Below are 18,196 nucleotides of genomic sequence, written 5' to 3'. Positions count from 1 at the left end.
GGGAGAGTGGTGTGACGGAAAGCGGTGGGCTGCCCCGCCGGCGGCGGCGCTCCCGGCGCCGCAGCCGGGCCCGCGTACGCCGGATCCTGCTCGTCGGGCTGGTCGTCGTCTCGGTCCTGCTGGCCGCCGGCGGCTGGGTCGGGTTCCGCGGCTGGCAGGCCCGGGCGCACCTGCTCAACGCCGCCGGGCTGGCCCAGGAGCTGAGCACCCAGGTGGTCGGCGGCGACGTGGCCCGGGCCCAGCGGACCCTCGCCGCGCTCCAGGAGCAGGCCGCCTCGGCCCGGGCCGCCACGGGCGACCCGGGCTGGTGGCTCGGCCAGCAGGCGCCGTACGCGGGCGACGACCTGGCCGCGGTCCGCCAGATCGCGGTGGCCGTGGACGACCTGGCCCGGCTCGCCTTCCCCACCCTGCTCCGGGTCGACCTCGCCTCGCTCGTGCCGAAGGAGGGGAAGCTCGACCTGGGCCGGCTGCGTTCCGTCTCGGCCGAGGTCTCCGCCGCCGACCGGGCGGTGCGGCAGACCGGCGAGCGGTTGCGCGCGGTGTCCACCGACGACCTCGTCGGGCAGGTGCGGGACGCGGTCTCCGGGCTGCGGACCGAGTTGGACCGGCTGGGCGAGCTCACCTCCGCCGCGGACCAGGGCGCCCGGCTGCTGCCGTCGCTGCTCGGCGCCGACGGCCCCCGCAGCTATCTGCTCGTCTCGCAGAACCCGGCGGAGTTGCGTGCCACCGGTGGCATGTTCGGCGCGTACGCCGTGCTGCGGGCCGAGGGCGGCCGGATCCGGCTGTCCGGCCAGAAGAGCGCGAGCAGCCTCGGATCCTTCACACCGCCGCTGCCGGTGAGCCAGGAGCTGCGGACCCTCTGGAAGGACCTGCCGGGGATGTTCCCGGCGGACGTCAACCTCAGCCCGGACTTCCCGACGGCGGCGGCGCTCTACCGGGAGATGGTCCGCCGGCGCACGGGCAGCGAGGTGGACGGCGTGCTCGCGGTGGACCCGCTGGTGCTGTCGTACCTGCTCGGCGTGATCGGGCCGGTCACCGTGCCGGGCCAGCCGAGCCTGGCCGGCAGCACGGTGGTCCGGACCCTGCTCAGCGACACCTACCGGACGCTCGACACCAAGGCGCAGGACGCCTTCTTCGCGCAGGCGGCGTCCGCGGTGTTCGACACCCTCTTCACCAAGGCGGTAAATCCCCGTGCCCTTTTGACCGTTTTCAACCGTTCTATTGCCGAACGACGGATATTGTTCTGGAGTGTCCATCCCGCGGAGCAGCGGGTCCTCGGCGACAGCCGGTTGGCCGGGAAGCTCCGTGAGAAGGACATCGTGCCGACCGTCGGCGTGTTCCTCAACGACGGCAGCGGCGCGAAGCTCGGCTACTACCTGAGGTTCTCGGCAACCGTGACGGTCGGCGACTGCCAGCCGGACGGGCGCCGCGAGCTGCGGCTGCGGGTCACGGTCCACTCCACCGTCCCGCGGTCGGGCCTGTCCGAGTCGGTCACTGGCCTCGCGCTCTCCGGCGATCCGTACACCGCCCGCACCCTCGTGTCGGTGTACACGCCGACCGGAGGGGCGGTGCTCGGCGGCCGGCTGGACGGCAAGGACACCGCGATGGGCAGCGGGTCCGCCGGCAGCCGCCAGGTGACCGTGGCGAACGTGGAGGTCAAGCCGGGTCGGACCCGGACCCTCGACGTCACCCTGCTCACCGGCAAGACGAGCGCCGGCGCTGCCGAGCTGGTGCTCACACCAACCGTCACCCCATGGACCACCCAAGTTGTTTCCGCACCAAGCTGTGATCAGTAGGAGGGAATCCATCATGCGGCTATCCCGCATCATCATGGCGTTCACGGTCGGCCTGGCCGTGGCGGCCGTGCCGACCGCGGCCGGCGCGGCGCAGCCGCAGCCACCCGTGTACCCGCCGGGGGAGGTATCGCTGACCATCGAGCCGCCGACCATTTTTCTCGGCGGAACCTTCACCCTGAAGGGCACGGGCTTCACGGCCGGCGAGGTCAGGTTCGACGTGGAGATCAGCGGCAACCCCAACGCGGCACCCGCCCAGGGGACGGTCCGCCGCAGCGACGGCAGCGCCGTCGCGATGAGCGCGGTGGCCTACCAGCAGCCGCAGCCGGCGCCGACTGCGTTCACCGTGACGGCGCGCGACGACGGCACCTTCACCGTCACCTACAAGCCCAGCCGGACCGGGCGGCACCACTTCACCGCCACCCAGGGGAATCGGACGGACGATGCCACGGGCATCGTCTACCCGACGCGGCCGCACCGGCCCCCGCACGGCGGCGGCAACCTGCCGGTGACCGGTGACAGCCTCAGCACGCCGGTGAAGCTCGGCGGCGGCCTGGCCGGCGCGGGCGCCGTGCTGGTGCTGCTCTCCCTGGCCTGGCGTCGGCGCGGTCGCTTCGGGATCGGCTCCCGCTGACCCTGCGGCATCCCGGGCAACGCCCGGACTGTTCGTGACGGTGCCCGCCGGACCAGATCCGGCGGGCACCGGCGCGCCTGCCGCCCCCCGACGCCGCACAATGACCGGATGGACCCGACGCAGCCGTGGACCGACCGCGCTGGCCTGCTGGTGCTGCCCGACGGCGCCACCGTGCGCGGGCGGCGCGTCGCCGCGCCCGCCACGCCCGCCGACTTCGCCCTGCTGCTGGCCCCCGGGCCGGACCCGGCCTGGCCGGCTCGCCGGATCCGCTGGCCCGACTTCTGGCTGCCGCTGGACCGCGCCGACGCGCTCGACGCGCTGCGGGAGGCGTGGCGCCGCGCGTACGCGGGGGAGCGGGTCGAGGTCGCCTGCCACGGCGGTGTCGGCCGGACCGGCACGGCCCTCGCCGCGCTGGCCGTTCTGGACGGGCTCGACCCCGAGCCCGCGGTGACCTGGGTCCGGGCCGGCTACCACCCGCGAGCGGTGGAGACCCCGTGGCAGCGCCGATGGCTGCGCGGCGTCAGCTGAGCCGCTCGGTAGGGTGCCTCTTCATGAGAGCCCGGGTCCTGGCCGCCACCACCGTCCTCGCCGTGCTCGCCAGCGGGGCGCCGGCCCCGGCGCACGCCGCGCCGCCGGTGACCGCCGCCCCCGCGGCGGCAGTGCCCTGCCCGCGGCTGCCGGCGCCGAAGGTGACCCGGCCGCCACGCCCCACCCCGCCGCCGTCCGTGCCCGAGGAGCAGGCCGTCGGCGGTGACGCGCTGGCCACCGCGGGCCTCGTGGCGCCACCCGGCAGCCCGGCGCCCCCGGCGGTCACGGCCACCACCTGGCTCGTCGCCGACCTGGACACCGGCGCCGTGCTCGGCGCCTGCGGCCCGCACGAGTACGGAATCCCGGCGAGCACCCAGAAGCTGCTGCTGACCGCCACCCTGCTGAACCGGCTCGACCCGAAGCAGGTGGCCACCGCGACCAGGGCCGACCTGGACATCGAGCGGGGCAGCTCGGCCGTCGGCCTGCTCGTCGGCGGGCGCTACCCGGTGGAGACGCTCTGGCTGGGGCTGCTGCTCCAGTCCGGCAACGACGCGGCGAACATGCTGGCCCGGCTGGGCGCCGGCAGCGCCCGCGCCGGCGTCGCCGAGATGAACGCCGAGGCGCACCGGCTGGGCGCCCGCCAGACCCACGCCGCGACGCCGTCCGGACTGGACGGTCCCGGGCAGTTCACCAGCGCGTACGACCTGGCGCTGATCGCCCGCGCCTGCTTCGCCGACGCGCGGTTCCGCCGCTACGCGCTCACCGAGCGGACCCAGATCCCCGCCCAGCCCGCGCTCAAGAAGGGCGGCTTCCAGATCCAGAACGAGAACCAGCTGATCTACCGCTACCCGGGTGCCCTCGGCGGCAAGACCGGCTTCACCGAGCGGGCCCGGCACAGCTTCGTCGGCGCGGCTCAGCGCGGCGGCCGGCGGCTCGTGGTCACCCTGCTCGGCGCCGAGTCCCGCCCGGCGCGCGGCTGGCAGCAGGGCGCCCAGTTGCTCGACTGGGGTTTCTCGCTGCCCCGGGACGCCTCAGTCGGCCGGCTGGTCGACCCCGGCGAGCTGGACGCCGAGCGCGTCGCCCCGAGCGGCTCCCCGGCAGCGGCCCGCCCGACCCCGCCGCCGCAGTGGCGCGGGCCGGCCGGGACCGCGTTGCGCCGCATGGCCGACGGCGACTGGCAGGTCATCGTGCCCGCCGCCGGCCTACTCGCCCTCACCGTCGGCGGGTTCGTGGCCGTCCTGGTCGCCCGCCGCGGCCGCTCCCGCCGGACGGGCCGCCGCCGGGCCTGACGCCCGCTCGGCCCGCGTACCGGTCGGGCGGACCGTCGGCGATGCCGCCCGTTCCGCCGGCCGGTCGCCCTATCGTCGGGTCATGCGGGACAGCCGGCCAACCGACGGAACCACGCCCGGCGCCCCCGCGGCGGTACGGGCGCGCCCGGAAACCCACCGCTGACGCCGGCGATGCGCCGGAGCCACCCGCCCTTCGGCCGCCTGGCCCGAGCCCTGCGGATCACCCCGCGGAACGTGATCCTGCTGCTCATGCTCGGCCTGCTGGTGCACTTTCTGCTGCCGCAACTCGGCCAGGTACGCGCCGCGCTGCACGCCCTGCGGCACGCCGACCCGCTCGCGGTGGCCGGCGCACTGCTCGCCGCGGCCGCCACCTACCTGCTCAGCGCGCTCGCGCTGCGGCTCGCCGTCGCCGCCCCGGTGCCGCTCGGCCGCACGGTCGCCGTCCAGGTGGCCGCCGCCTTCGTCAACCGGCTCGCCCCCGGCGCGCTCGGCGGCGCCGCGCTGAGCCTCCGGTACCTGCACCGGCAGGGGCTGACCGTGCCGGCGGCGGCCACCGCGGTCGCCGTGAGCCGGGTCGCCGGGGTGCTCGGCGTGGCCCTGCTGCTACCCGTCCTGCTGCCGTTCACCCGGGGGACGCGCCGGCACCTGGTCGACGCCGCCGCCGGACGCGGCCTGGCCGTGCTGCTCACCGTGCTCGCCCTGCTGCTGGCCGTCGCCGTGGCGCTCGCCGTACCCCGGTGGCGGGCCTGGCTCCGGGCGGCCCGGCGTCAGGTCGCGGACGCCCTGCGCGCGCTGGTCCGGGGCGGCCGGGCCGTGCCGCTGTTGACCGTGAGCGTGGCGCTGACCCTGGCCTACGCCGCCGCGCTCTGGCTGGCCCTGCTCGCCGTCGGGCTGCCCGCCGAGTCGGCGCTGCTCGCCCCGGTGGCGCTGGTGTGCGTGGTGGGGGAGGGGGCGGCCACCGCGGCGCCCACCCCGGGCGGGCTCGGCGCCACCGAGGCCGCCCTGGTCTCCGGCCTGCTGCTCTACGGCGTCCGGACCGAGACCGCGGTGGCCGGGGTGCTCGTCTACCGGCTGGCCACCTTCTGGCTGCCGGTGCTGCCCGGCTACGTGGCGTTACGCCTTCTCGTGCGGCGTGGCGCGGTGTGACGCCCGACGGGAGCTGGCGTCAACCGGAGGCCAGCGGCACCGGGCCGGTCGGCTCGGCGCGGACCGGCTCCGGCCAGGGGTGACCGGCCGGCTGCGGCTCGGGCACCCGCAGGCCGACCCGGGCGCCCCCGTCCGGTCCGCTGCCGACCAGCACCGTGCCGCCGAGCGCGCCGGCGACGGCCCGGACGATGGCGAGCCCGAGGCCGGTGCCGGTCGCGGTGGGGAGGCCCGGCCCCCCGGCGAGCAGCTCGGGGACGGCCTCCGAAGGGATGCCCGCCCCCGAGTCGACCACCTCCACCGTCCACCCGGCGGCGTCCCGCCGGCCCACCAGCGCGATCCGGTCCCCGGGCCCGGTGAACTTCACGGCGTTCTCGATGAGGCAGTCCAGCGCCGCCTCCAGCCGCTCCGGGTTGACCCGGGTCAACCCGACCGCCGATCGGCAGGACCAGTCCCGGTCGGCGGCGGGCGCCCAGCGCCGGGCGATCCGGGCCAGCTCGACGTCCAGGTCGACCGGGCGGATCGGGTGCTGCCGCTCCAGCTGCATCAGGGTCACCAGTCGGTGCGCGATCCGGGTCGCCTTGTCCAGCTCGTCGAGGATCACCGCGGTGTCCGCCACGGTCGACGGGTCGTCGTGGGTGCCGCGCAGCAGCTCGGTGTAGCCGCGGGCGATGGTCAGCGGCGTCCGCAGCTCGTGCGAGGCGAGCCGCACCAGCAGCTCCTGCCGGTGCGCCCGGTCCCGCTCGGCCTCGCCGAGCCGGCGCATCTCGTGCAGCAGCACGTGCCGGCGGTGCACGTGCCAGGCCATCACGATGAAGATCACCGCCATCAGCGGCTCCTCGGCGGTCTCCTCCCAGCGGATCTCGCCGACCGCCGCGTGGTGCGCCAGGATGGCCCCGGTCGTGCTGGTGACCCCGGCCAGCGCGCCCACCATCCATCCCAGCGGCCAGGTGGTGAAGCCGTAGACCAGCGCCAGGCTGATCCAGACCAGGTGGAACGGCACGGTCTCCTGCCCGGGCAGGAACCACATCAGCGCCACGTTGACCGCGGCGAAGAGCATCCAGGCCCAGGCGAGCGCGCGGTCAGTCGGCGGCGTACGCATAGCCCACGCCCCGCACCGTCTCGATCCGGTCCGTGCGGTCCAGCCGACCGCGCAACCGGCGCACCGAGACGTCGACCACGTTGCTGCCCGGGTCGAAGTCCAGGCCCCACACGTCGGACAGCAGCTCCTCCCGGCTGCACGCCCGGCCGGCCCGGGTCATCAGGTGCTGCAACAGCAGGAACTCCCGCAGTGGCAGGTCGACCCAGACCCCGTCGACGGTCGCGCGCCGCCGGTGCAGGTCCAGTTGCACCGGGCCGACCCGCAGCCACCGGCCGGCGTCACCGGCCGGCCGGCCGCGCATCCGGGCGCGTACCCGGGCGAGCAGCTCGGCCACCGCGAAGGGCTTGCCCAGAAAATCCGCCGCGCCCGCCTCGAGTACGGCGACCCGGGTGCTGACCTCCGGCACCGCGGAGAGCACCAGCACGGGCTGCCCGGGACGCTGCGCCAGCAGCCGGTCCAGCACCTGCCGGCCGTCCAGCCCGGGCAGCATCAGGTCCAGCACGACCAGGTCGAAGTCCCGGCGCAGCGCGGCGTTCAGGCCGTCCGTGCCGGAGGCCGCCCGCTCGGTGAGCAGGCCCCCGCCCTCCAGCGCCCGCGTGACGAGCCGGCCGATCCGCTCGTCGTCCTCGATCACCAGTACCCGTCCCACCGTGCCCCCACAGACCTCGGCGACTATCTGGTGACTCAATGAAGCCGGTCTGATCCTGATTCGCACCACCGCCGAACGGGGTGGATTGGTGTCGCCGTTCCGACACGGCCGGTCACCGCCCGGATGACGACCACATGACGGCGTGGTCATAAGCGGTCCCTGGCGGGCCCGCGCTGCGCATGCTCCTGACACCGGCCCGGCCGCACGTCGTCGCGGCCGCCTTCCGTTGACCGAGGGGGTGAGGGCATGCCGCGTCGTTCCGTCTGGCCGCGCTGGTTCGTGTCCGCCAGTTGCCTGCTGCTCGTCGGGTTCGTGGTGCCACCGGGCCCGGCCGCCGCCGAGCCCACCACGGGCGCCCTCACCCTGGCGGTGGTCAGCGCCCGTACGGTGGGGCCGGCGCCGCAGATCCAGCAGGGCGACGCGGTCACCGACTACCGCTGGATGATCACGGCGGACGACACCGGTGACCCGCACGACGCGCTTGAGCACTGCCTGCCCGCGCGCGCCGGGGTGGCCAGCGCGGCCGACTTCGCCGACCACTGCCGCTGGCCGTCCATTCGCAACACCCCGGGCGCGGTCCCGGTGGTCGCCCAGGGCGACCAGGACACCCTCTCCTCGGGTACGGCGCTGGACGGCCTGCCCGCCGGCCGCTACCTCATCTCGGTGACGGCCGACGGCTACAAGATCGACGGCGAGCACTTCACCGTCACCGCGGGACGGACCGGCGCGGTGACCGTCGGCATGCAGCCGTACCCGCTGCCGCTCGGCACGGTCCGGCTGCGGATCTTCGAGGACAGCGTCCCGGTCGACGGCACCTACGAGGTGGGCGCCGAACGCGGGCTCGCGGGCTTCACGGCCCACCTGGCCGACGTGATGGGTGAGGTGACGGTCGACTACTACGGCAACCCGCTCTGCACCGAGTACCGGCACACCGCGCCGGACGCCACCCACCCGGCCGGCCAGGTCGTCTTCGCCGACGGCCGGCCGGTCATCGCGCGGGAGTCCACCGGCTGCCGCAGCGACGCGCAGGGCGACATCGCCATCCCCAACCTCGGCCCCGACCGGTACGCGGCCTCGGTGGTCGCGCCGGGCGGACAGACCTGGGTGCAGACCACGACCCTGGAGGGCGGCCACGACTGGGACGTCTGGGTGCAGGAGGCCGACACCGGCTACGACACCGAGCAGAGCCTGGGTGGCGAGCCGGTGCCGTACGTCGACTTCGGTTTCGTCGCCCCGAAGCCCCTCACCGGCACCGCCGCGGGCGCGGTCACCGGCACCGTCGTGCAGGCGTACACCTATGTGGGCGGTCAGGGCGGTGTGACGCTGCCGGCCGACGGGGTGGCCGGGGCGAAGATCGCCGGTCCGGTCGCCCGGCCCTGGGTGGCCCTGTCCGACCTGGGCGACGGCGACCGGATGATCTACCTGGACCGGGGCGCGGCCGACGGCTCGTTCCGGATCCCGCACGTCCCCGACGGCGACTACCAGCTGACCCTCTGGGACGGCCCGCAGGAGATGCTGCTCGACTCCTTCAACGTCACGGTCAGCGGCGGGAAGACCGTGGACATCGGCGCGAAGCCACTGGTCGGCTGGTTCACCGAGATCACCGGCACGGTCTTCGTCGACACCAACGGCAACGGCCGGCAGGACCCGGGAGAGAGCGGCGTGCCCCGCTTCCCGGTGGTGCTCAAGGAACGCGACAACTCCCTCATGGACCAGGCCACCAACAGCGTGGTCACCGACAGCGCCGGCCACTACGCCATCAAGGAGGCGTACCCGCTGACCAAGTGGCTGGTGCTGGAGGCGTTCAACACCCGCTACAAGACGACCGGCATCACCTACCAGGCGCCGAACGAGCCCGAACCCACCACGCTGCGCGGCGCGGCCGTCGACGTGGACGTGCTGCCCATCATCGGGCTCTCCGGCCGGGTGGACTGGGGAGTACAGCCGTACCAGGGCGCGGAGAACGGCGGCATCGCCGGCACCGTCACCTACGACACCACCCGCAACGAGCTGGACCCGGCGAACGCGGCCACCGAGCCGTACCAGCCGGGCATCCCCGGCATCGAGGTCCACCTGTACGCGGTGGTCCGGGACGCCGACGGCGACCCGGTACGCGAGGCGGACGGCTCGCTGAAGAGGGGCCCGGAGCTCAACGACGCGTACACCTCGGAGACCTGGCAGCCGGGGCGGGGCTGCACCGCCCGGATGTTCGACGGGCGCCCGCTCACCGACCAGCTCGCCCTGCCGGACTTCGGCCGGGAGGCGGACCAGATGTGCGTCGAGGCCCCGATGATGGGCTTCCAGGCCGCGCCGACCGACAACGACCCGACCAACTTCGGGCAGACCGTCAACGGCAACTACGCGTTCGCCGACTCCAAGCGCAACCTGATCCCGCCGGGTGACCCGGCCAACCCCGGCGCGGACCACGACCTGCCGCTGTACGCGCCGCTGCCCGACGGCGAGACCCAGCCGCTGGTGCCGGACGACTATCTGGTCAGCGTGGAGAGCCCGACCAACCCGGTCGGGGGCGGCCCGATCTACCAGCCCACCCGGGAGGAGGACGTCAACGTCTTCGACGGCGACGGCTTCCTGCCCCAGGAGAACTTCCCGCCCGCGCCCGATCAGGCCGCCGACCAGCCGGCGCCGCCCGACCCGCAGCCCGACCCGGGTGAGCCGCCGTCGCAGGGCAACGGCATCACCTCGTCCTGCGCCGGGGCCCTGCACACGGTGCACGTCACCGACCCCGGCTTCCTCGACGGCGGCGGCAGCCCGTTCGAGGGCCAGCGGCGTCCGCTCTGCGACACCAAGCTCGTCGAGGTCCGGGGCGGGCAGGCCAGCGCCCCCAACTTCAACCTGTTCACCCCGGTGCCGCTGCCCACCCACTTCTGGGGCCTGGTGATCAACGACCTCGGGCTGACCCACGACCGGCGCAGCGCCAACTACGGCGAGGCCGAGGGCATCCCGGACATCCCCGTCGGCCTGTACGACTGGGCCGGCCGCCTGGTGGACACCGTGGACACCGACTTCAACGGCATGTACGAGGCCATCGAGCCGTCCACCAGCACCTACAACTGCCCGCTGCCGGCCGGCCCGTGCCCGAACATGTACCGCTTCGTCGGCAACGACCCCGGCCAGCCGGGCCACCTCAACGGCAACTACAACCCGCGCTACCGGACCATCGCCACCAACTTCCAGGCCTGGCCCGGCCTCTACACGGTCACCGACACCGCGCCCACCGCGGTCGCGGCCGTCGGCATCTCACCCGGCTCCGGGCAGCTCGGCGCGGTGCAGTGCGACCCGGCCGGGGACGTTCCCCAGCTCTTCGCGGTCTCCCGGCCGTTCCTGCGCAGCACCGACACCGACCGCCGGGTCACCATCACCGGCACCGGGTTCGGCGCCCGCGGGCCGGGCAGCGCGGTCGTCCTCGACTCCGCCGGCACCGACCCGACGGTGACCGTCACCTCCTGGTCCGACCGGAGGATCGAGGTCACCCTGACCGGCGGCTCGGTCGGCCCCGCCGAGCTGCGGGTGACCGCCGCCGGCGGCCGGACGACCACCAACGGCCTCACCTTCCAGCTCCTCGGCGCCACCACCGGCACCGGCGTCGGCGGCGCGGCCAACCCGCGGCTGTTCCAGGTCAAGCCACCCGTGTGGGCCGTCCGCGCCGGGGAGACCACCTACGGCACGGTGCAGTCGGCGCTGGAGGCGGCGGCCGCCACGGGCGGCATCGCGGTGGTCGCGGTCTGGCCGAACACCCCCGGGCCGGACAACCCCGCCGGCGCCTACTACGAGAACGTGGTCGTGCACTCCTCGGCCCGCCTCCAGGGCGTCGGCCCGGGCGGCCGGTACGCCGACAACACCACGGTCGCCGGGTCCATCCTCGACGGGCGGGCGTTCGGCATCGACAACCCGACCGGCACCGCCTGGCTGAATCTGGTCGGCTCCCTGCCGCACCTCGGCCCGGAGGCGGTGCCCGACGGCGCGGTGGTGACCGTGCTGGCCCGGTCGGGCCAGTTCGGCGCCGGCAACCCCGTCACGATCGACGGCTTCCGGATCACCGGCGGCAACCAGTCGGACTTCGCCGGCAACGTCAACGACGTCACCGGTGGCGTGACGACCCCGTACGGGGCGCCCGGCGCGGTGGTCACCCAGGGCGGCGGCGTCTACCTGCACGGCGGCGCCGACTACACCCGGATCACCGACAACGTCATCGTCGCCAACAGCGGCTCCTACGGCGGCGCCATCCGGGTCGGCACCCCGTACCTGAACACCAGCAACGACCACGTGAGCATCTCCCGCAACCAGATCCGCGACAACGGCGGCACCAACCTGGCCGGCGGGATCGGCATCTTCGCCGGCAGCAACGCGTACTCGGTGGACCACAACGCCGTCTGCGGCAACTTCTCCGCCGAGTACGGCGGCGGGATCAGCCACTACGGCCTGTCCTACAACGGCCGGATCGCCGCCAACCGGATCTGGCTCAACCAGTCGTACGACGAGGCCGGCGGCATCATGGTGGCCGGGGAACTGCCGTCGGACCCGACGAAGCTGTCACCCGGCTCCGGGGCCGTCGAGATCGACGCCAACGTGGTGGAGGCGAACCTCGCCAACGACGACGGCGGCGGCATCCGGCTGCTCCAGGCCGGCAACGTGCCGATCTCGGTGACGAACAACATGGTGGTGGACAACATCTCCACCCACGAGGGCGCGGGTGTGGCGCTCGACGACGCCCCGGACGTCCGGATGGTCAACAACACGGTGGCCGGCAACATCACCACGGCGACCGCCGCCACCAGCGACGGCCGGGCCGCTCCCGCCGGCCTCTCCACCACCGCCAACAGCGACCAGCTCCAGGCCACCCTCCCGGAGGGCTCGCCCAGCTTCAGCAAGCCGAAGCTGTTCAACAACATCTTCTGGGACAACCGGGCCGGGGAGTGGAACGGCGTCCGGGTCACCGGCGTCGGCGCCGCCGACGCACCCGCCGGGGAACCGGTCCGGCACTGGGACATGGGCTCCGCCGACGGAGTGGGCCCGCTGACACCGACCAACTCGGTGCTCCAGGACACCACCGGCACCACGCTCAGCAGCACCAACCGGGTGGCTCTCGACCCGGCGTTCCGCAGCCCGTTCCCGGTGTCGGTGCAGATCCTGACCTCGCGGACCTTCCCGTCGTTCCGCCAGGCGGTGATCGTGCTCCAGCAGGTCCCGCTCACGCAGATGGGCGACTGGCACCTGGCCGGGGCCGCCTCGCCGGCCAACGGCCTCGGCGTGGCCACCCGCACCTACGGCACCTTCACCGTCACCGCCCCGACGGTCGACATCGACGGCCAGTCGCGCAGCACCACGCGGCCGGACGCCGGCGCCGACGAACTGCCCTGACCGTCCGCGGGCGGCCGGCCCACACCGGACGCCCGCGGATCCCGCCCGTCCCCACCCACCGAGGAGGAGATCGTGACCGATCCCGTACGGCAGCCGAGCGTCAGCCGGCGTGCCCTGCTGGCCGGCGTCACCGGTCTGGGCACCTGGGCGGTCCTGCCGGAGCGCGGCTCCGACGCCCAGCTCCGCCGCCCGGCCGCGGTGCTGCCCCGCGCGGTCCCGAACCCGACCGCGACCCTGCACCTGGCCGCCACCGACGGCTGGGTCTCCATGCCGCAGGGCGCCCCGCCGATCAGCCCGTTCTGGCCCGATCCGCTCGCCCCAGCCGGCGCCGACCTCTACGTCTTCGGCTTCCGCGACGTCACCGGCCTGTCCGCCACCCAGGTCACCGCCCAGCGCGGCAAGGCGCAGATCAGCGCCCCGCTGCTCGGCTTCGACCAGGAGACCGACATCAGGATCACGCTGTCCAATCTCGGTCTGTCGGTCCGCCCCGACCTCACCGACGGCCACACCGTGCACTGGCACGGCTTCCGCAACGCCATCCCGCTGTTCGACGGTGTGCCGGAGCTGTCCATCTCGGTGCCGATCGGCCGCGACTTCACCTATTTCTACCGCCCGCACGACGCCGGCACCTACATGTACCACTGCCACTTCGAGGACGTCGAGCACGTGCAGATGGGCATGACCGGGATCGTCTACGTCCGCCCGGCGCAGAACGCCGGCACCGCCGACGTGCCGCCCGGGCGGTACGTCTACAACGACGGCGACGGCACCACCCGGTACGACCGGGAGTTCGCGCTGATGCTCACCGAGGTGTGGGCCGAGGCGCACTACCGGGACGCGCACATCCAGACCACCGACTGGACCGACTACAAGCCGTCCTTCTTCGCCTTCAACGGCCGCTGCCACCCGGACACCCTGGCCCCGAACGGCGACCCGATGAGCGCCGCCGCCGGCCGGCTGCGCTACCAGCCGATCTCCTCGCTGATCACCGCGAACTCGGGGGAGCGGGTGCTGCTGCGGCTGGCCAACCTCGGCTACCAGAACCACACCGTCACCGTGGACGGCGTCGACCTGCTGGTGGTCGGCAAGGACGCCGCGCTCCTGCGCGGCCGCGACGGCAGCGCCGAGTACCAGGTGACCAACACCGTCCAGATCGGGCCCGGGGAGAGCCGGGACGTCATCTTCACCGCGCCCGACCCCGGCACGTACCTGCTCTACGACCGCGACCTGATGTCGCTGGCCAACGCCGGCGGCGGACGGGGCGGGCAGCTGACCGAGATCCGGGTCTCCCCGCCGGGCACCCTGCCGGCGCAGACCCGGGCGAACGCCTGAGATGGGGGTTCCGATGCTTCGTCTCGACCGCGGCCGGTGGAAGCGGCTGAGCGCGGTGCCGCTCGTCGCGGCCATCGTCGCCGTGCTCGTCGTCCCCGGTCCGAGTCAATCGGCCGCCAGCCCGCCCGCCGGCCTGGAGTGCCTCAGCGCCGGCGACAACGCCTTCGACCTGACGGCCACCGGCGGGTACGCGGCCATGCCGGACGGCAACACCATCTACATGTGGAGCTACGCGGCCGGCGGCGGCGCCTTCCAGCTCCCCGGCCCGACGCTCTGCGTCACCGCCGGGGTGAAGGTGACCGTGGTGTTGCACAACAGCCTGCCCGAGCCCACCTCGATGACCTTCCCCGGCCAGGTCCAGGTGCTCGCCGACGGCCAGCCGGCGCAGCCGGAGACCGACGCCGCCGGCACCCTCACCTCGCTGACCACCACGGCCGCCGCCAACACCGGTTCGGTCACCTACACCTTCACGGCCGGCCCGCCGGGCACCTACCTCTACCAGTCCGGCACCGACGTCCAGAAGCAGGTCCAGATGGGCCTCTACGGCGCCCTCGTGGTCCGCCCGGCCGGACACCCCGAGCGGGAGAACGACCGGGCCGACTCGGCGTTCGACCCCGACCGCGAGTACCTCTACCTGCTCGGCGAGATCGACCCGGACCTGCACCTCGCCGTCGAGCGGAAGCGGGCCTACGACTTCACCCGCTACAAGGCCCGCTACTTCACCATCAACGGGCGCAGCATGCCGGACACCATCGCGCCCAACCACGCCGACTGGCTGCCCGCCCAGCCGTACGGGGCGCTGATCCACATCCGCCCGTACGACCCGGTGGGCAACCCGAAGCCGGCGCTGATCCGCTATCTCAACGCCGGCTCGGTGAGCTACCCGTTCCACCCGCACGGCAGCGACGAGCAGCTCATCGCCCGGGACGGCCGGCCCGCGCAGGGCGCCGGCGGGCAGGACCTCTCCTACTCCAACTTCCTCATCGACGTGGCGCCCGGGCAGACCGTCGACACGCTGATGATCTGGAAGGACGCCGAGCACTGGGACCCGCAGGGCAACCCGATCCCGGTGCCGCTGCCCTCGTTGCAGGACCAGATCGTCGGCCCCGGCCCGGAGACCTGGTTCGCGGAGAACCCGTACCTCGGCGGTGAGCCGGGCGAGCTGCCGCCCGGCGTGGTGCAGAACAACCAGTGCGGCGAGTACTACCACGTCGCGCACAGCCACGCGCTGGAACAGGCCACCAACTACGGGGCGAGCTTCGGCGGAATGATGACGCTGATCCGCATCGACCCGCCCGCCGGATGCCCGGCGTGATCAGGCAGGGGAGGGCGACGATGACACCGACCCGTACAGCTCGGCTGGTCGCCGGGATCGCGGCCGCGCTGCTGGCGCTCGGTCCGTCCCCGGCGAACGCCGCGGCCCCGCACGCGGCTCCCGCCGGGCGGGCGCCGGCCACCCTCGCCGGGGAGCCGGCCCCGCCGCAGGGCGCGCTGCCGCAGACCGGCTGCCAGCTCGCCGGCGGTACGGCCAGCTGCGAGCTGTGGGCCAAGCCCGGCTCGGTGGTGCTGCCCGGCGCCGCCGCGCCGGTGCCGATCTGGGGCTTCGCCTCGACCGCCGCCGCCCCGGCCACCCTGCCCGGGCCGGTGCTCGTCGTCGACCAGGGCGACCGCGTCACGATCACCGTGCACAACGGACTGACCGACGACCTGGCGTTGGCCCTGCCGGCGGTCACCGGGCTCGCCCCGGACCGCACCGGCGCCGCACCCGGCGGCATCCGCGGCTACACCTTCACGGCGTCCCGCCCCGGCACCTACCTCTACGAGGCCGGGCACACCGCGCTCGGCCCCCGGCAGGTCGCCATGGGCCTGGTCGGAGCGCTGGTGGTCCGCGCTCCCGCCGTCGGCGGGCGGCCCAGCGCGTACGGGGACGCCGCCTCCGTCTACGACGACGAGGCGGTGCTGGTGCTCACCGAGGTCGACCCGGCCTTCAACGCGGCCCCGCGCACCTACGACATGCGCGCCTACGCCCCGACGTACCGGCTGATCAACGGCAAGGCGTTCCCGGAGACCGACGTGGTCGCCACCGACGTCGGCCGCCGGGTGCTGCTGCGCTACGTCGCCGCCGGGCTCCAGCCACACCCCATGACCCTGCTCGGGCTGGACCAGTTGGTGGTCGGCCAGGACGCCCGTCCGACCGCGTACCCGGAGGCGGCGGTGACCCTGCCGCTGCAACCGGGGCAGGCGGTCGACGCGGTGGTGGGTGTGCCGTCCGGCCCGGACGGGCGGCGCTTCGCGCTGCTGGAGTCCGGCGGGCGGCTCAACAACGCCGGCCAGCGCTACGGCGCCACCGTCACCGGGGTCAGCCCCCAGCAGGCGTTCGGCGGCATGCTGACCTTCCTGGACACCAACCCGCCGCCGGTCAGCGGCGACCACGTCGGCCCGACCGCGGCCAACGTCCGGGCCGCCCCGAACCCGGCCAGCGTGCGCGACGCCGTGAGCGTCACCGCCGACTTCACCGACGCCCGTAACGGCAACTCCGTGGTGGACCGGGCCGAGGCGGTCGTCGACGACCTGCGGATCGCCGAGGGCACCGGCATCCCGTTCACCGCCGCCGGCTTCGGCGCCGGTCCCACCGTCGCCGGGGCCACCGCCGCCCTTCCCGCCGACCTGCTCACCACCCTGGCCCAGGGTCGGCACACCATCTGGGTACGCGGCCACGACGCGGCCGGCAACTGGGGCGTCGTGGGCAGCACGACGCTGAACCTCGCGGTCACCGGGGCGGTCACCACCGGGGTCACCCTCAGCCCCAGCCCGACCGCGGGCACGGGCGACATCGCGATCTCCGCCACCGGCGACGACCGCGGCCTCGGCGGCACGGTCACCGGGGCCGAGTACTTCCTGGACACCACCGGGGCCAACGGCACCGGCATCCCGCTCACCCTGGGCAGCCCGGGCGCGGCGGTCAGCGCCGAGTCCGGCACCGTCCCCGCCGTGGTGGCCGCGGCACTCGCCGAGGGCCGGCACACCGTACTGGTGCACACGCGGGACTCGTTCGGGCTCTGGGGCCCGTACGCGACCGCCGACCTGGTGGTGGACCGGACGGTCCCGACCCTGCTCTCCGCGGCGGTCGACCCGGCCAGCACCGACGGCCGCACCGGATCGGCGTCCGACCCGACCGACCTGCGGATCAACGCCGCCTTCACCGACCCGGCCGGCGGCGGGACACACTCCGCCATCGCCGGTGCGGAAGGTTTCCTCGACACGGGCGGCGCGGACGGCACCGGCTTCACCTTCGTCGCCCTCGACGGATCGTTCAACGGCGGCACGGAGAACACGTACGGGCTGCTGCCGCTCAGTGAGCTGACCGAGCTCGCCGACGGCGCCCACCAGGTGCTGGTGCACGCCCGGGACTCGGCCGGCAACTGGGGCCCGCTCGCCTCGGTCGGCTTCGTGCTGGACCCCGCCGGGCCGGTGATCAGCGCGGTCACCGCCGCACCGAACCCGACCGCCCGGGCGGCGACGCTCACCCTGAGCGCCACCGCCACCGACGCGGCCTCCGCGGTCGCCGCCGCCGAGTGGTACGAGGGCGCCGACCCCGGCGCGGGCCACGGCCACCCGATGACGGTCAGCGGCACCAGCGTCTCCGCCACGGTCGCCCTCAACGGGTTCAGCAAGGGCGCCCACACCCTGCGGGTCCGGGCCCGGGACGCGCTGGGCAACTGGGGCACGGCCGGCAGCGTCACGGCCACCGTGGACCCGCCGAACGCGATCTTCGCCGACGCCTTCACCAGCGGCACGAGCGCCTGGTCGCAGGTGAGCGGCACCGTGTCGGTCAGCGGTGGGCAACTCGTCGCCGGCACCGTCGGGTACGTCGTGGACACCACCCCGGCCGCCGAGCGCACCGTCCACGCCCGGGCCGACGTCATCCTCGGCACCGTCAACCCGCAGACCGCGGTGGTCACCGTCTACCAGCTCCGCAACGCCTCCGGCGGGGCCCTGGCGGTGGCGCAGTACCGGCGCAGCAACGGCGTCAACCAGTTCCGGCTGGGGCTGCTGCGGCCGGCGGGCTGGGCGTACACCGGCTGGGTCGCCGCGAGCGGCGGCACCGTACGGCTCGACTGGGCCTCGGCCTCCGCGGGCTCGGCGACGCTCAAGGTCGGCGCCGTCACGGTCGGCACGCTGACCGGCGACACCAGCGGCTACACGGTGGAGTCGGCGGCGCTGGGCCTGGTCGCCCGTACCGCCACCACCAGCGGGTCGCTGCGTTTCGACAACTACGCCGCCACCCGCTACACCGCACCCTGACGCCCGGGAGCCGGGCACCCGCCCGGCCCCCACCCTCCCCGA

Annotated in this window: 11 protein-coding genes; 9 read left to right on the top strand and 2 right to left on the bottom strand. The window is 74.5% G+C overall.

What is annotated here, in order from left to right:
- Positions 1–11 precede the first annotated feature (11 nt).
- From ACQP12_RS19635 to ACQP12_RS19615, 5 genes are all read left to right on the top strand, one after another.
- The gene (locus ACQP12_RS19635; protein ID WP_433280830.1) at positions 12–1,796 is read left to right on the top strand and encodes a DUF4012 domain-containing protein; all 1,785 of its coding nucleotides are present in this window, start codon (positions 12–14) and stop codon (positions 1,794–1,796) included.
- A gap of 13 nt (positions 1,797–1,809) precedes the next feature.
- The gene (locus tag ACQP12_RS19630; protein WP_433280829.1) at positions 1,810–2,427 is read left to right on the top strand and encodes a hypothetical protein; all 618 of its coding nucleotides are present in this window, start codon (positions 1,810–1,812) and stop codon (positions 2,425–2,427) included.
- Between the two features lie 108 nt (positions 2,428–2,535).
- Positions 2,536–2,955 (top strand): protein-tyrosine phosphatase family protein, encoded by a 420-nt coding sequence (locus ACQP12_RS19625; RefSeq protein WP_433280827.1) that lies wholly within the window; start codon positions 2,536–2,538, stop codon positions 2,953–2,955.
- Between the two features lie 23 nt (positions 2,956–2,978).
- Positions 2,979–4,244, top strand: coding sequence for a D-alanyl-D-alanine carboxypeptidase family protein (locus ACQP12_RS19620; RefSeq protein WP_433280825.1), 1,266 nt, complete (start codon positions 2,979–2,981; stop codon positions 4,242–4,244).
- 171 nt (positions 4,245–4,415) lie between these two features.
- Entirely contained in the window at positions 4,416–5,390 is a 975-nt protein-coding gene (locus tag ACQP12_RS19615; RefSeq protein ID WP_433280823.1) for a lysylphosphatidylglycerol synthase domain-containing protein, read from the top strand.
- A 19-nt stretch (positions 5,391–5,409) separates the two neighbouring features.
- Here ACQP12_RS19615 and ACQP12_RS19610 read toward each other — a convergent pair whose 3' ends face one another.
- Complete coding sequence (locus tag ACQP12_RS19610) at positions 5,410–6,489, bottom strand: sensor histidine kinase (protein WP_433280821.1); 1,080 nt, start codon at positions 6,487–6,489, stop codon at positions 5,410–5,412.
- Positions 6,470–7,138, bottom strand: a complete 669-nt coding sequence (locus ACQP12_RS19605) for a response regulator transcription factor (RefSeq protein WP_357942948.1) — start codon at positions 7,136–7,138, stop codon at positions 6,470–6,472. The genes ACQP12_RS19610 and ACQP12_RS19605 overlap by 20 nt, the downstream gene beginning before the upstream one ends.
- Positions 7,139–7,384: 246 nt before the next feature.
- On the opposite strand from ACQP12_RS19605, the gene ACQP12_RS19600 reads away from it, so the two are divergent.
- The 4 genes from ACQP12_RS19600 to ACQP12_RS19585 all read left to right on the top strand — a co-directional run bounded on the left by ACQP12_RS19600 (position 7,385) and on the right by ACQP12_RS19585 (position 18,154).
- Positions 7,385–12,517 carry an IPT/TIG domain-containing protein gene (locus ACQP12_RS19600; protein ID WP_433280819.1) on the top strand — a complete coding sequence of 1,711 codons (5,133 nt, stop codon included), beginning with the start codon at positions 7,385–7,387 and terminating at the stop codon, positions 12,515–12,517.
- Between the two features lie 72 nt (positions 12,518–12,589).
- A complete protein-coding gene (locus tag ACQP12_RS19595) occupies positions 12,590–13,849 on the top strand; it encodes a multicopper oxidase domain-containing protein (protein ID WP_433280817.1) in 1,260 nt (419 codons plus the stop codon).
- Positions 13,850–13,862: 13 nt separating this feature from the next.
- Entirely contained in the window at positions 13,863–15,164 is a 1,302-nt protein-coding gene (locus ACQP12_RS19590; protein WP_433280815.1) for a multicopper oxidase domain-containing protein, read from the top strand.
- Between the two features lie 20 nt (positions 15,165–15,184).
- A complete protein-coding gene (locus tag ACQP12_RS19585) occupies positions 15,185–18,154 on the top strand; it encodes a multicopper oxidase domain-containing protein (RefSeq protein ID WP_433280813.1) in 2,970 nt (989 codons plus the stop codon).
- Positions 18,155–18,196 lie beyond the last annotated feature (42 nt).

It is taken from the genome of Micromonospora sp. CA-244673, assembly GCF_050948395.1.
Classification (GTDB): domain Bacteria; phylum Actinomycetota; class Actinomycetes; order Mycobacteriales; family Micromonosporaceae; genus Micromonospora.
Note: the sequence above shows the minus strand (reverse complement) of the source record. Positions and strands in the feature narration are given on the sequence as shown.